The organism is Streptomyces griseoflavus, from assembly GCF_014649995.1.
GTDB lineage: Bacteria > Actinomycetota > Actinomycetes > Streptomycetales > Streptomycetaceae > Streptomyces > Streptomyces griseoflavus.
This window is the reverse complement of sequence record NZ_BMUC01000011.1, coordinates 88,039-100,852: the sequence shown is the minus strand read 5'-3', so window position 1 is coordinate 100,852 and position 12,814 is coordinate 88,039. Positions and strand designations below refer to the sequence as shown.

Annotated in this window: 14 protein-coding genes; 6 read left to right on the top strand and 8 right to left on the bottom strand. The window is 72.0% G+C overall.

Features of this window, described 5'->3' with window-relative positions; all coding sequences use genetic code 11:
• Positions 1 to 58 precede the first annotated feature (58 nt).
• The 5 genes from IE172_RS22910 to IE172_RS22890 all read left to right on the top strand — a co-directional run bounded on the left by IE172_RS22910 (position 59) and on the right by IE172_RS22890 (position 4,479).
• Positions 59 to 253: a DUF2795 domain-containing protein gene (locus IE172_RS22910; protein WP_190099173.1), complete on the top strand. Its 195-nt coding sequence runs from the start codon at positions 59 to 61 to the stop codon at positions 251 to 253.
• Positions 254 to 351: 98 nt separating this feature from the next.
• The gene (locus IE172_RS22905; protein ID WP_190099172.1) at positions 352 to 765 is read left to right on the top strand and encodes an SRPBCC family protein; all 414 of its coding nucleotides are present in this window, start codon (positions 352 to 354) and stop codon (positions 763 to 765) included.
• A gap of 22 nt (positions 766 to 787) precedes the next feature.
• Complete coding sequence (locus IE172_RS22900) at positions 788 to 1,339, top strand: 2Fe-2S iron-sulfur cluster-binding protein (RefSeq protein ID WP_190099289.1); 552 nt, start codon at positions 788 to 790, stop codon at positions 1,337 to 1,339.
• Positions 1,340 to 2,359, top strand: coding sequence for an FAD binding domain-containing protein (locus IE172_RS22895; protein WP_190099171.1), 1,020 nt, complete (start codon positions 1,340 to 1,342; stop codon positions 2,357 to 2,359).
• Positions 2,356 to 4,479 (top strand): xanthine dehydrogenase family protein molybdopterin-binding subunit, encoded by a 2,124-nt coding sequence (locus IE172_RS22890; protein WP_190099170.1) that lies wholly within the window; start codon positions 2,356 to 2,358, stop codon positions 4,477 to 4,479. Before IE172_RS22895 ends, IE172_RS22890 begins: the two co-directional genes overlap by 4 nt.
• Here the strand turns inward: IE172_RS22890 and IE172_RS22885 are convergent.
• The 8 genes from IE172_RS22885 to IE172_RS22850 all read right to left on the bottom strand — a co-directional run bounded on the left by IE172_RS22885 (position 4,457) and on the right by IE172_RS22850 (position 11,567).
• The gene (locus IE172_RS22885) at positions 4,457 to 5,293 is read right to left on the bottom strand and encodes a pentapeptide repeat-containing protein (protein WP_190099169.1); all 837 of its coding nucleotides are present in this window, start codon (positions 5,291 to 5,293) and stop codon (positions 4,457 to 4,459) included. The genes IE172_RS22890 and IE172_RS22885 overlap by 23 nt on opposite strands.
• 166 nt (positions 5,294 to 5,459) lie before the next feature.
• A complete protein-coding gene (locus IE172_RS22880) occupies positions 5,460 to 6,251 on the bottom strand; it encodes an enoyl-CoA hydratase/isomerase family protein (protein ID WP_190099168.1) in 792 nt (263 codons plus the stop codon).
• The gene (locus IE172_RS22875; protein ID WP_190099167.1) at positions 6,248 to 7,513 is read right to left on the bottom strand and encodes a cytochrome P450; all 1,266 of its coding nucleotides are present in this window, start codon (positions 7,511 to 7,513) and stop codon (positions 6,248 to 6,250) included. Before IE172_RS22875 ends, IE172_RS22880 begins: the two co-directional genes overlap by 4 nt.
• 103 nt (positions 7,514 to 7,616) lie before the next feature.
• Positions 7,617 to 8,915, bottom strand: coding sequence for a cytochrome P450 family protein (locus tag IE172_RS22870; protein ID WP_190099288.1), 1,299 nt, complete (start codon positions 8,913 to 8,915; stop codon positions 7,617 to 7,619).
• A gap of 103 nt (positions 8,916 to 9,018) precedes the next feature.
• Positions 9,019 to 9,621 carry a GTP-binding protein gene (locus IE172_RS22865; protein WP_190099166.1) on the bottom strand — a complete coding sequence of 201 codons (603 nt, stop codon included), beginning with the start codon at positions 9,619 to 9,621 and terminating at the stop codon, positions 9,019 to 9,021.
• On the bottom strand, positions 9,596 to 9,970 hold the full coding sequence (locus IE172_RS22860; RefSeq protein ID WP_190099165.1) for a DUF742 domain-containing protein: 375 nt from the start codon (positions 9,968 to 9,970) through the stop codon (positions 9,596 to 9,598). The genes IE172_RS22865 and IE172_RS22860 overlap by 26 nt, the downstream gene beginning before the upstream one ends.
• Entirely contained in the window at positions 9,967 to 10,368 is a 402-nt protein-coding gene (locus IE172_RS22855) for a roadblock/LC7 domain-containing protein (RefSeq protein WP_190099164.1), read from the bottom strand. Before IE172_RS22855 ends, IE172_RS22860 begins: the two co-directional genes overlap by 4 nt.
• Complete coding sequence (locus IE172_RS22850) at positions 10,365 to 11,567, bottom strand: ATP-binding protein (protein ID WP_190099163.1); 1,203 nt, start codon at positions 11,565 to 11,567, stop codon at positions 10,365 to 10,367. The genes IE172_RS22855 and IE172_RS22850 overlap by 4 nt, the downstream gene beginning before the upstream one ends.
• 469 nt (positions 11,568 to 12,036) lie before the next feature.
• On the opposite strand from IE172_RS22850, the gene IE172_RS22845 reads away from it, so the two are divergent.
• Complete coding sequence (locus IE172_RS22845; protein ID WP_190099162.1) at positions 12,037 to 12,735, top strand: response regulator; 699 nt, start codon at positions 12,037 to 12,039, stop codon at positions 12,733 to 12,735.
• The last annotated feature ends 79 nt before the right edge of the window (positions 12,736 to 12,814 follow it).

Sequence of the window (12,814 nt, the reverse complement as noted above, 5' to 3'; positions counted from 1 at the left end):
GGGTACCCGCCACGTCCTCGCGCGGATCCGCCGCGTCGCTCCACCGAGGGAGGCCGACATGGCCGAGCTCAACCCGATCGAACTGCAGAAGGCCCTGAAGGGTGCCGCCTATCCCACGAGCCGTGACGACCTGGTCGAACTCGCGAGGAACAACGGCGCGGACAGCACTCTCGTCGAGAAGCTGACGCACAGCGGGAGCGAGCGGTTCGAGGGCCCCGACGAGGTGCAGAAGGCGGTCTTCGACAACGAGTGACGCAACCGCTGTCCGGGGTCGTCCGCGCCCGTCATGGTCTCGGCACGGCCCCGGGCACATGTCCGCCGCACGACCCGAACCGAGAGGCGGTACCGGCGATGACCGAGTACGAACGTTCACGGACGATGCCGGCACAGCCCGAGCACGTCTTCGACCAGGTGGCGAACATCGACCAGATGAGTGACTGGCTGCCCGAGGACCTCCACGTCCGCGCGGAGGACCCGCCCGCCGTCACCGTGCACGAGGACCGCACCGACGAGGACACCTCCGCCCTCCTGCGCGCCCGGCGGGACCAGATGCGGCTCGAATGGGGCACGCGCGCCCAGGGCACCTACACCGGCTGGCTCCAGGTCGCCGGCATCGGCAGCGGCGCGAGCGAGGTCACGGTGCACCTCTCCTTCTTCGACGACAGCCACGACCCCGGCGAGAAGCAGGTGGGCGACGCCCTGGAATCGAGCCTGCGACGCCTCGAGGACCAGGTACGGCTGCGCTTCGACACCGCGGCCGGCTGACCCCGTGGAACGGCATCCCGACATGGGCGCGGCACACGACGACGGCACCCGGGCCACCGGACACCACTCCGAGGTGACGCTGACGGTGAACGGGACGCCGCACACGCTCCACCTCGACCACAGGCGGGTCCTGCTCGACGTCCTGCGCGAGGACCTCGGCCTCACCGGCTCCAAGAAGGGCTGCGACCACGGCCAGTGCGGCGCCTGCACCGCCCTGGTCGACGGCCGCCGCGTCAACAGCTGCCTGCTCCTCGCGGTCACCCTGGACGGCTGCGAGGTCATCACGGTCGAAGGCCTCACCGACGGCGCCGGGGAGCCGCACCCGCTGCAGCGGGCGTTTCTGGACCGCGACGCCTTCCAGTGCGGATACTGCACCCCGGGCCAGATCTGCTCGGCCGTCGGCGTGCTCGCCGAGGCCGAGGCCGGTCACCCCTCCCACGTCACCGACCCCGCCACCGCCCCGGGGCGGCCCGTCGCGCTGGACGCCGCCGAGATCCGGGAGCGGCTCAGCGGCAACCTGTGCCGCTGCGGCGCCTACCCGCGCATCGTCGAAGCCGTCGAGGACGTGATCTGAGTGAAGCCCTTCGGATACCTGCGGGCCGGCACCGTACGGGAAGCGGCCGAGGCGCTCGCCGAGCACCCCGGTGCCCGCTGTCTGGGCGGCGGCACCAATCTGGTCGACCTGATGAAACTCGGCGTGGAACGCCCCGGACTCCTCGTCGACGTCAGCCGTCTTCCGCTGGACACGGTGGAGGAACTGCCCGACGGCTCCGTACGCGTGGGCGCCACCGTCCGCAACAGCGACCTCGCCGCCCACCCCCTGGTCCGCGACCGCTATCCCGTGCTGTCCCAGGCGCTCCTCGCGGGTGCCTCCGGACAGCTGCGCAACGCCGCCACCACCGGCGGCAACCTGCTCCAGCGCACCCGCTGCCCGCACTTCCAGGACCTGTCCAAACCGTGCAACAAGCGCACCCCGGGGACCGGCTGCGCCGCCCGGGAGGGAACGCACCGCGACCACGCGGTGCTCGGCCACTCCGAGCAGTGCGTCGCCACCCACCCCTCGGACATGGCCGTCGCCCTGGCAGCCCTGGACGCCCGCGTGGAACTCGACGACGGCCGGACCACCCGCGACCTCCCGGCGGACCGCTTCCACCGGCTGCCCGGCGACCACCCGGAGCGGGACACCGAGATCCGCCCCGGCGAACTGGTCACCGGCGTGGTGCTGCCGGCCGCCACGGCCTCGCTGCCCTCCGCCTACCGCAAGGCCCGCGACCGCGCCTCGTACGCGTTCGCACTCGCCTCGGTGGCCGCCGTCCTCAGGACGTCCGAGGACGGCACCGTCGTCCACGTCGGGCTCGCCTTCGGCGCGCTGGCCCACAAGCCGTGGCGGGCCGAACGCGCCGAGGCGGCCCTGCGCGGGGGCCCGGCGACCGAGGACGCCTTCGCCCGGGCCGTGGAGAGGGAACTCGAGGCGGCACGGCCGCTGCGGGACAACGGCTACAAGGTGCCCCTCGCCCGCAATCTCGCCGTGGACGTCCTGACCCGGCTCGCCACCGCCCGGAACCGGACCGGGACCACCGAGGAGGACTCATGACCGGCACCGGCAGCGCTCTGGGAGTTCCGGCCGAACGCCGTGAGGGACGCCAGAAGGTCACCGGCGGCGCCCGCTACGCCGCCGAGCACCCGCTGCCGGGCCGCGTCCACGCCTGGCCCGTCCCGGCGGGCGTCGCCCGCGGCCGGGTGACCGCCGTCCACACGGAGGCCGCCCTGGACCTGCCCGGGGCCCTGGCCGTCCTCACCCACGACAACGCCCCCCGGATCACCGAACCGGACGACCCCACACTGGCCGTGCTGCAGACCCCCGGGGTGCCGCACCGCGGCTGGCCCGTCGCGCTCGTCGTGGCCCGCACCCCCGAAGAGGCCCGCGCGGCAGCCGAGGCCGTCCGCGTCGAGTACGCCGTGGAGGAGCACGACGTCCGCCTCACCGCCGACCACCCCGAGGCGTACGAGCCGGAGAAGGCCAACGCCGGCTTCCCCGCCCGCCGCGAGTGGGGGGACCCCGACGGAGCCTTCGCCTCCGCGCCGGTCCGGGTGGACGTCTCGTACCACGTGCCGCCGCTGCACAACCACCCCATGGAGCCCCACACCAGCACCGCGCACTGGGACGGCGACCGTCTCGTCGTGTACACCTCCAGCCAGGGCGGCACGGCGGTACGGGCCGTGCTCACCGCGCTGTTCGAGCTCCCCGAGGACCGCGTCACCGTCGTCGCCGACCACGTCGGAGGGGGCTTCGGCTCCAAGGGGACCCCGCGCCCCGACGTCGTCCTCGCCGTGATGGCCGCCCGTGAGACCGGCCGGCCGGTCACCGTCGCCCTGCCCCGCCGTCACCTGCCCTCCGTCGTCGGCCACCGTGCCCCCACCCTGCACCGGCTCCGGCTGGCCGCGGACACCGGCGGCAGGCTGACCGCCCTGACCCATGAGGTCGTCACCCACACCTCCCGCATCAAGGAGTTCGTCGAACAGGCGGCGGTCCCCGCACGCGTCATGTACGCCACCCCCGCCAGCCGTACGCTCCACCGCGCGGTCCGCCTCGACGTGCCGAGCCCCTCCTGGATGCGCGCACCCGGCGAGTCGCCCGGCATGTACGCGCTGGAGTCCGCGATGGACGAACTGGCCGGCGCACTCGGCATGGACCCGGTCGACCTGCGTGTCCTCAACGAGCCGGAGCGCGAACCGGACAGCGGCAAACCGTTCAGCAGCAGGCACCTCACGGAGTGCCTGCGCGAGGGCGCCCGCCGCTTCGGCTGGGACCGGCGGGATCCCCGCCCCCGCGCCCGCGGCGAAGGGCCCCTGCTCCTCGGCACGGGCGTCGCGGCCGCCACGTACCCGGTCCTCGTCGGCCCGTCCAGGGCCGAGGCCCGGGCGCTGCCGGACGGGTCGTTCGTCGTGCGGGTCAACGCCACCGACATCGGCACCGGGGCCCGCACGGTGCTCGCCCAGGTGGCCGCGGACGCCCTCGGCGTGCCCCTGGAACGGGTGCGCAGCGAGATCGGTGACAGCGACCTGCCGTCCGCCCCGCTCGCCGGAGGGTCCTCCGGAACGGCCTCGTGGGGCTGGTCCGTCCACCGGGCCTGCACGGAGCTGGCGGACCAACTGGGCTCCCGTACCGGCCCGTTGCCGGACGAGGGCATCACCGCACACGCCGACACGGCCGGTCTGGCCGACGCCGACAGCCCTTACGCGCGCCACGCCTTCGGCGCGCATTTCGCCGAGGTCGCCGTCGACACCGTCACCGGCGAGGTCCGGGTGCGCCGGATGCTCGGGGTCTTCGCCGCCGGGCGGATCCTCAACGCCCGTACCGCACGGTCCCAGTTCATCGGGGGCATGACGATGGGGCTCGGCATGGCGCTCACCGAGGGCAGCACGATGGACGCCGCGTTCGGCGACTTCACGGAGGCCGACCTGGCGTCGTACCACGTGCCCGCGCACGCCGACGTCCCCGCGATCGAGGCGCACTGGATCGACGAGGAGGACGCCCACCTCAACCCGATGGGCAGCAAGGGGATCGGCGAGATCGGCAACGTGGGCAGCGCCGCCGCGATCGGCAACGCCGTCCACCACGCCACCGGGGTCCGCTTCCGGGAGCTCCCGCTGACGCCGGACAAGGTACTCGCCGGACTCGCCCGGCCGGTCACCAGTGGGCGGGGCGGCTGAGCGCGGGCGGCAGCACGGTGGCCGCGTCACCCCGCGCGGAGTTCAGCTGCGCCTGGGTGAGGAAGAGGGCACCGGTGAGGTCGGCGCCGCTGAGGTCGGCGCCGCGCAGGTCGGCCCCGATCAGATCGGCGTCCCGCAGGTCCGCCCCGCTGAGGTCGGCGGCGACGAGCAGGGCGCCGCGCAGGCTGGCCCCCCGCAGACCGGCGCCCGCCAGTTTCGCGCCGACGAGATCGGCTCCCCGGTGGTTCTTCCTGCGGCCCGGGACGTGGGCCCGGGCGAGCTCGCCGGCCCGCAGCAGCAGTGCGTTGACCTCACCGCGCAGCGCGTTCACGTCGAGGCCCGCGATCGACTCGGCGCTGCCGCGGGTCAGGCCGTCGATCCGGTCCCGCGCACGCCGCAGATCCCCGTGGACGGGGCGGGCGGGAGCGAGGCCGAGGGCTTCGCCGATGTACCAGAGCAGCTCGTGCAACTGCCGCACGACGGGGAAGACCTCGACCATGGCGCGTGCCGTCTGAGGCGCCTCACGCCAGGAGGTGCCGCCGAAGGTGACCTGGGACACCTTCTGTCCGGCGCCGAAGCAGTCGAAGACGGTGCATCCGGCGTAGCCCTCGTCGCGCAGCCGCTCGTGGACGCCGCAGCGGAAATCCGTCCGGAGGTGGGAGCAGGGCTGTCCGGCGGGCTTGGTGACGGCGAAGTCGGCGGAGCGGGCGAAGGGCAGGGCGACGCAGCACAGGCCGAAGCAGGCGGCGCAGTCGGCCCGCAGCTCCTCCCGGTTCCCGGGGGAGGGGAGGGGGACTTCGTGCTGTGACGACACCGGTGCGTGCTCCAGTCGGGCGGCGAGCGCCGCACACCGCGGCGCCGTGATCCGCCGCCATTCTCGCAGACGGCACAGCGTGACCGTCGGGCCGTGCCGACCGCCACGCGTCCCCCGGCGCGTGGCGTACCGGCGGTCAGCGTGCCGGCGGTCAGCGTGCCGATGGTCAGCGTGCCGTGCCGGTGTGGCGCTGCTCGGTGAGGATCGCCGTCAGGAGTTCGGGATCGAACACCGAGACGTCGGCGAGACGGGTGGGGGCGGCGAGGGAGTTGAGCATGGCCTTGGTGACCCGCACGGCGGAGGCCGGCCGTCGCATCACGGGCCTGGCCCAGGCCATGACGGCGGCGTCCAGCGCGTCGTGCGGCACGACCTTGTGCAGGACCGACAGACCGAGGGCCTCCTGGGCGTCGAAGACCCGTGCGGTGAGGATCAGTTCGCGGACGCGGGCGACCCCCACCTCGCTGATCAGCCGGGGGAGCAGCCCGCCCCAGGCGGGTGGCACCCCCAGGGCGAGCTCCGGCAGACGGAAGGTGGCGGTGTCGACGCCCACGCGCAGATCGCAGGCGAGCGCGAGGCCGACCCCGGCGCCGACGGCCCTGCCCTGGACGCGGGCGATGGTGACGGCCGCGTTGGTGGTGAGCGCCTCGCACACCCGCAGCGCCTTCGCGCCGGAGACGCGGATGCCACCGCCGCCGGGGTCGTCGTCGAGGTGCCGGGGGAACTCGCGGCGGTCACCGCCGAGGCAGAACTCCTCCCCCGCGGCGGCCAGTACCAGGACGCGGACCGCGGGATCCTGGTCGTCGAGGACGGTGAGGAGGTCGTCCAGCATGGCGTCGCCGACAGCGTTGCCCTCCTCCGGAAGGTTCAGTTCGACGGTGAGCAGAGGACCCTGCCGGTAGGTGCGCAGGGTCTTGAGTATGCGGTCGACGGGGAGGCCGGCGAGCGGCTGGGCGTTCATGTCGTTACTTTCAGTGAGGTGATGCGGCGGAAGACGAGCCGGGAGTTGTCGTAGGAGGGGGCACCGACGGGCCGGAGGGTGGGGAAGCGTTCGAGCACCTGGGCGATCATCTCGCGCGCCTCGAAGCGCGCGAGGGCCGCGCCGAGGCAGTAGTGGGGGCCGCTGCCGAAGGTGATGTGGCCGCCCGCGCGCAGGACGTCGAAGACGTGCGGGTCCGGGTTGCGGCGGGGGTCGTGGGCCGCCGAACCGTAGAGGATGTGGACGGTCGTGTCCTTGGCGAGCGGGGTGCCGGCGAGGATCGTGTCGTCGGCGGCCACATGGGAGTTGAGCCACACCGGGGGGTCGTAGCGGAGGGTTTCCTCCACGAGGTCCTCGATGTGTTCGGGGTGGTCCCGGAGCCAGTCCGCGCGGGCCGGTTCCCCGGTGGCGAACCGCACCGCGTTGGCCAGCAGCACCGCGCTGGTCTCCAGCGAGGCGATGGTGATGAACATCGTCAGGTGGTAGATCACCCGTGCCGCGGCGGCGGGGTCGTGCGGGTACTGGGCGTCCCAGTAGTGGATCCAGCCGGTGAGGACATCGTTGCCGGGGTGTGCCCGCCGGTGACGGATCAGCTCACCGAAGAACTCCCGCATCTCCAGCGTGGCCCGGCCCGCCTGCGCCAGTTCCTCCTTGGTGGGCAGCAGTTCCTGGGCGTAGGCCTGCCGGTGGGCGAAGTCCAGGATGTACGCGTGGTGTTCCTCCGGGATGCCGAGCCACTCGCCCACCGTGCGGACCGGGAGGAGTTCGGCGACGGTTTGGACGAAGTCGGCCTCTCCGTCGGCACGCAGGCGTTCCTCCAGGTCGTCCAGGAGGCCGGAGACCAGCGTGGCGATCCGGGGACGCATGCTTTCCAGGGTGGAGCGGTCGAACGGATTGCCCAGGGCGCGGCGTTGGCAGGTGTGCGTCGGGGCGTTGATGCGGGACAGGGTGCCCGTCAGCTCCTGCGTGGCCAGTTCGTGCCAGCGTCTCGGGTCGGGTTGCCGTTCCTGCCAGGCGAAATCCGGCACGAGCCAGTTCCTGCTGCGCAGGACCTGGCTGCATGCCTCGAACGAGGTGACGAAGTAGGCGCCCCAGGGGGCGCGTACCACGTCTCCCAGGGCGCGTAGCCCTTCCCAGACGGGAAGGGGGTTGGCCTGCCCTTCGGCCGAACGCAGATGGCGGAGAAGGGAGATGACGGCTCGCCGGTCATGGACGGACCCGCGTATGTCGCCAACGGCGGTCAAGTGGAGCTCCTTAGGCTGAACGCTACCGTTACCGCCGGAACCTACCCTTCCACCTACCCCTGTCATGTGTCGTTGAGTGTTGCACCTGTCACATGCAGTGCGGTCAGACGCGGAACACGTCCAGGAAGCTGCTCCAGAACCCCTTCCTCCGCGCCGGGTCCTGCCGGACCGGCTCGGACACGGCCGTCGGCATGGGCTGCGCGCCGCCGGACGGACTGCGGTCGCGGAGCGCCGCCGCCGTACGGGTGGCCGGTGTGGGGGTGAACGTCACCGGCAGCGCCTCCAGGGCGCGGTGGAACGGCCCGGGCCGCCACTGGAGGTCCTTCTCCGCCACGGTCAGGGTGAGGTCGGGCAGCGCGTTGAGCAGCCGCTCGATCGCGGTGGTCGCGATGACCTGGGCCGGGTCCTTCGCGGGGCAGGCGTGCGGTCCCGCACCCCACGCCAGGTGGGCGCCCTTGCTGTGCGCGCGGCGGGCCTCGTCCAGCGCGGGGTCGCCGTTGGCGCCCGCGAACGAGATGACGACCGGCGTGTTCGCCTCCGCCACGTGTCCGCCGAGATCGACGTCCTGCACCGGGTAGTGGGTGGCGTAGTTGGCGATCGGTGTCTGGTTCCACAGCACGTGATCGAGCGCCTCCTCGATCAGCATGCCGCTCTGCCTGCCGCCGCTCCCGGACAGCAGCAGCATCAGGGAACTGCTGATGAGGCTGCGTTCGGGTTCGATGCCGGCACCCATCAGCAGTACCAGCTGGTCCTTGAGCTCCTCGTCGGTCAGGCCGGCGGGGTGCTGGATGAGCCAGGAGGTGACGTCGTCGCCGGGGTTGCGCCGCTTGAGCGCGATCAGCTCCATGAGGGAGGCGGTGAGCTCCTCGTTGGCGCGCACCGCGTCCTTGCCGTCGAAGATCGCCGACACGGCGGTGGTGACGGTGTCGCCGATGTCCGCCGGGCAGCCGAACAGCTTGTTGAACAGCAGCAGCGGCAGCAGCTTGGCGTAGTCGCCGAGCAGGTCGGCCCGGCCCCGCTCGCTGAACTGGTCGATCAGGTAGTCGGCTATCGGCTCGACGTCACGCCGGATCCGCGTGGTGCTGAGCTTGGCCAGGCTGTCCACCACGGCCTTGCGCAGCCGCAGGTGCACGGCGCCGTCGGTGAACAGACAGCTGGGCCGGTACGCCATCATCGGCAGCACCGGGCTGTCCATGCCGATGCGGCCCTCGTTCAGGGCCTTCCAGCGACGGGCGTCGCGGGCGAACAGCTCCGTGTTCTGCAACACCCGCAGCGCCATCTCGTGTTCGACGACCAGGGTGGCGTCCACGCCGGGGGCGAGTTCGACCGGACCCGCCGGGGCGTGCTCGCGCAACCGGTCGTAGACCTGGTGGGGATCGGTGGCGAACGCGGCGTCGTGCATGGGGCATCTGCCGGCGGCGGCCGTGGACGTGGAGTGTGGATCCATGAAGTCTTCCTTAGTGATCCGGGGGCCGGGGCCCCCGGGCCGGGGGGACGCGGGGAGGTCAGGCCGCACGCTCGAGCAGGTGCCTGACGAGCGCGATCAGCGCCATGGCGGACGACTGCTGATCGCGGGCGTCGCAGTAGACGACCGGTGTGTCCGGCAGCAGGTCCAGCGCCTCGCGGACCTCCGCCTCGCTGTACGTGGCGGCGGGGTCGAAGCAGTTGACGGCGATGGCGTACTCCAGGCCGTACCGCTCGACGAGGTCGATGACCGGGAAGGTCTCCTCCAGCCGCGCCGGGTCGACCAGCAGCAGCGCGCCGAGCGCACCGCGTGCCATGTCCTCCCAGAGCTGCATGAAGCGCTGCTGACCGGGGGTGCCGAACAGGTACAGCACCAGGTCGTCGCTGAGGGTGAGCCGTCCGAAGTCCAGGGCGACCGTGGTGGTGGTCTTGTCCGTGACTCCCCTGAGGTCGTCGACGTGGACCGACGCCTGGGTCATCTTCTCCTCGGTGCGCAGCGGAGTGATCTCCGACAGCGAACCGATGAGGGTCGTCTTGCCCACGGCGAAGTGCCCGACGACGAGGATCTTGGCGGCGTTGGTGACCTCGCTGGAGACGTAGATGGACTTCTGCGCCGTCTCAGCCGATGAGGGATTGGAGTCCATTCAGAACCTTCTCGAGGGTCGCTCTGTCAACGTTCTGGGCCCGGGGCGGCTCGGCCCGGCGCAGCAGGTGCCCCTGTTCCGATAAATCGGTGAGCAGCAGCCGTGCCACTCCCACGGGCAGGCCGAGGTGGCCCGCCACCTCGGCGACCGACAGGTAGCCCCCCGCGCACAGTTCCCAGATCGCCTTGACCTCGGGGCCGGCCCCGAGCGGCAGCGTCCGCCCGGGAGCCAGGGTGACCAGGGTGTGCAGCGCCAGCTCTTCGGAGGAGGGCAGGTCCCGTCCGCCGGTGATGACGTACGAGCGGACGAAGTCACTGGTGACGGGTGCCTCTTCGCCGGGCGTGGTCATGCGCCGGCACCGTTGTCGGAGCGCGGCGCCACACTCATCGCCTTGCTCAGCGCCGTCACCGTCTTCTGCATGCGGAAGGACATGGCCTCCATGTCGACGTCCGGCGCCGCGGACACCGCCAGGTAGGCACCCTGCCCCGCGGCGATCAGGAAGATCCAGCCACCGTCGTACTCCAGCAGCGTCTGCTTCCAGATGCCGTGCCCGGCCCCCACGAAGCCGGCGACCGCCCGGCTGAGGGACTGCATGGAGCTCATCGCGGCGGCGTTGGTCTCCGCGTCGTCACGCGAGATGTCGTCCGAACGCTGCAGCAGCAGGCCGTCACCCGAGACGAGGACCGCGTGGCGGGCTCCACGCACCTCGAGCACGTCGTTCAGCACCCACGACAGGTCGGTGTTCACTGGTGGTCAGGTCCTTCCGTGGTGTTCGTGGTCCGTCCGAGGTGCGTGCCGCGTGCGAACGCCCCCAGTCGGGAGGCGGTCACCTCGCCGGCCGACTCGGACGCCTGCTCGTCGATGGCGGGCTCGAAGGCCGGCACCACCGAAATGGGTCCCTGACGCCGACGGCGCTTGGGCAGTCCACCGGATGTCGTGCCCACCACGTGCGACGGCCCGACCGGGACCGGGGCCAGCCGCTGCGGCGCACTCTCCTGGCTCTCCGCCGCGGGCTCCGCGGGCTCGGCGGGGGCGACGACCTCGGCCGCCAGGAGACTCTCCGGTACTCGGATCACTGCGCGCACTCCGCCGTAGGGGGAAACCGAACCGACGGAGACGGCGAAGCCGTACCGCGCTGCGAGCATGCCGCACACCGCGAACCCGAATCGCGGGGGGTCGCCGAGACCGGTGATGTCGACCGGGCCGTCGGCCGACAGCAGGGCCGCCGCGCGGTCCTTGGTCTCCTGGTCCATGCCGAGACCGGCGTCGTCGACGATGAAGCACACGCCCGTCGGCACGGCCTGGATGTTGACCTCGACGGGGGTACCCGGAGCGCTGTAGGTGGTCGCGTTGTCCAGCAGTTCCGCCAGCACCACCGCCACCGGCTCCACCGCCTTGCTGGAGACGGCGACGCTGACCTGGGCGTGGATGCTCACCCGGTTGAAGTCCTTGATGCGGCCCTGCGCGCTGCGCGCCACGTCGTAGACCGTCGCCACGCCCTCGCGCCGGCCCAGCCACCCGCCGCAGAGCACCGAGATGCCCTTGGCCCGGCGGCCGAACTGGCTGCCGGTGTGGTCCACCGCCATCAGGTCGGCCAGCACCTCGGTGTCGTTGCCGTACTTCTTCAGCAGGCCGTCGAGCAGCAACTGCTGTTCCTCGGACAGCGACTGCAGTGTGCCCATCGCCGACTTCAGCACCGCTTTGGTCGACGACTCCGCGTCCGCCCGGACGTTCGCGAGGTCACCGCGGTGCTGGTCGCCCAGAGCGGATATGTGTCCCTGGAGCTGGTCGATGCGGCCATGAGCGTGGCCCAGGTTCGTCTCCAGGTCGTTCTTCGTTCTTCGGAGCGCCAGGTTGGTTCTCCGCGCCCGCTGCACTGCGAAGACCGCAGCCACGAGCACCACAAGCAGGATCCACAGCAGTGGATCCTCGATCAATGACGTCATGAGACTCTCTTCAAGTCGCATCGCGCCGGGAGTACGGGAAGACCGCGCGTCCGTGAGACGGGTCCGGCCGTCGGACGGCGCGGATCCACGGGCGGGACCAAGCCTCAACTCCTCAGCGATGGGGCCTTAGAGACTGTCCCCCGTACGCGTTCATGACGCGCCGCCAGCCTACTGAAAGTGAAATGATCTTAGCAGTTGTGTGGCGGCAACACGCCTGCCCCAGACATTACTTGACTTCCCTCACGAGACCCACACACCGGAGTGGTTCTCCGGACGGGGGCTGAACGGGGAGCGGCCTTCCGTGCGCCGCCGGGAACGCGGGGCAGTCCGTACGAGCCCGCCGGCGGCCCCCGTACGGGTGCTCCTGGGGACGGAACCGGGAAAACGGGGCCGACCGGCCCTGGCTGTCAGGCCCTGGACAGGAAAGGATCGTGGGGGAACGCGCACGCGGACGACTGAGGAGCATGCAATGGCGGACGGCGAGCAGCCCGGCCCCGACAACCCGATCCGGGTCTTCCTGCTGGACGACCACGAGGTGGTCCGGCGCGGGGTGCACGACCTGCTGAACGACGAGCCGGACATCACCGTGGTCGGTGAGGCCGCCACCGCCGAACAGGCCCTGGTACGCGTCCCCGCCCTGCGCCCCCAGGTCGCCGTCCTCGACGTCCGGCTGCCCGACGGGGACGGCGTCAGCGTCTGCCGCGAGCTGCGCTCGCAGATGCCGGACCTCGCCTGTCTCATGCTGACCTCGTTCGACGACGAGGAGGCCCTGCTCGACTCGATCATGGCCGGCGCCTCCGGCTACGTGCTCAAGCAGATCCGCGGGTCCGACCTGGTGACGGCCGTCCGCACGGTGGCCCGGGGCCAGTCGCTGCTCGACCCGAGCGCCACCACCAAGCTGATGGCCCGGCTGCGCGGCGGACAGCGGAAGGAGGAGGAGCAGCCGGACGCGCTGCCGGGGCTCACCGACCGGGAGCGGGAGATCCTGGCGCTGATCGGCGAGGGGCTCACCAACCGGCAGATCGGCCAGCGGCTGTACCTGGCCGAGAAGACGGTGAAGAACCACATCTCCCGCCTGCTGGCCAAGCTCGGCGTGGAGCGCCGCATCCAGGCCGCCGTGATCGCCACCGAGGCCCGGGACCGGCTGCGCCACGGCGGCGGCCACTGACACCGACGGCGCCCCCGTCCGCTCGTGGGGGGGGGCGCCGTCGGTCCTCTCCCGCGGTCGGGAACCCGGTTCTCCGCGG

Bases quoted from the DNA above. Each gene is read 5' to 3' on its own strand.
- IE172_RS22870 (WP_190099288.1), bottom strand. From the start codon at position 8,915: ATGCACGACGCCGCGTTCGCCACCGATCCCCACCAGGTCTACGACCGG.
- IE172_RS22910 (WP_190099173.1), top strand. From the start codon at position 59: ATGGCCGAGCTCAACCCGATCGAACTGCAGAAGGCCCTGAAGGGTGCC.
- IE172_RS22860 (WP_190099165.1), bottom strand. From the start codon at position 9,970: ATGACCACGCCCGGCGAAGAGGCACCCGTCACCAGTGACTTCGTCCGC.
- IE172_RS22890 (WP_190099170.1), top strand. From the start codon at position 2,356: ATGACCGGCACCGGCAGCGCTCTGGGAGTTCCGGCCGAACGCCGTGAG.
- IE172_RS22905 (WP_190099172.1), top strand. From the start codon at position 352: ATGACCGAGTACGAACGTTCACGGACGATGCCGGCACAGCCCGAGCAC.
- IE172_RS22880 (WP_190099168.1), bottom strand. From the start codon at position 6,251: ATGAACGCCCAGCCGCTCGCCGGCCTCCCCGTCGACCGCATACTCAAG.
- IE172_RS22900 (WP_190099289.1), top strand. From the start codon at position 788: ATGGGCGCGGCACACGACGACGGCACCCGGGCCACCGGACACCACTCC.
- IE172_RS22865 (WP_190099166.1), bottom strand. From the start codon at position 9,621: ATGGACTCCAATCCCTCATCGGCTGAGACGGCGCAGAAGTCCATCTAC.
- IE172_RS22845 (WP_190099162.1), top strand. From the start codon at position 12,037: ATGGCGGACGGCGAGCAGCCCGGCCCCGACAACCCGATCCGGGTCTTC.
- IE172_RS22850 (WP_190099163.1), bottom strand. From the start codon at position 11,567: ATGACGTCATTGATCGAGGATCCACTGCTGTGGATCCTGCTTGTGGTG.